The following is a 532-nucleotide window of genomic DNA, read 5'->3' as shown; positions in this document are numbered from 1 at the left end:
TTGACTCCGTCACGCGAAGGTTCGAATCCTTCTAGCCCAGCCATTATTTTGCGGAAGTAGTTCAGTGGTAGAACATCACCTTGCCAAGGTGGGGGTCGCGGGTTCGAATCCCGTCTTCCGCTCCATAAGTATGTGTTTTGATGGCAGTCATCATTCTGTTTAGTGAATGCATGATGTTAGGTTTGCATCGGATTTTTATTTTGGAAAAATAATATTTTGATAAATTCCTATTGATTTCGTAAGAAAACTTATGCTATATTATTAATCCGCCGGTAAACAGAGCGGCTTGAATAAACTGATTTATAACTTCATCATTTTGAAAAGATAATATTTCTTTTTAAAAAGTGTTGACGTGCGAATCGGTATATGATATGATTATTTAGCTGTCGGATATGACAGTAAAGAGAATTGATCTTTGAAAACTGAACAAAATAAACGTCAACGTTTTAAATTTTTATCTTCCATTAAAAACACCCCGTGTTTTAATGGAAACAAATGAGCAAGTCAAACTTTTTTGGAGAGTTTGATCCTG

The 532-nt window shown here is 35.7% G+C and carries 1 tRNA gene; it reads left to right on the top strand.

Annotated elements, in window-relative coordinates:
- The first annotated feature begins 50 nt into the window (after positions 1–50).
- Positions 51–125: transfer RNA gene (locus M3221_RS25565), tRNA-Gly, on the top strand.
- The last annotated feature ends 407 nt before the right edge of the window (positions 126–532 follow it).

The organism is Domibacillus indicus (genome assembly GCF_023715895.1).
GTDB classification, from domain to species: Bacteria; Bacillota; Bacilli; order Bacillales; family Domibacillaceae; genus Domibacillus; species Domibacillus indicus_A.
This window is presented reverse-complemented; position numbering and strand designations above follow the sequence as displayed.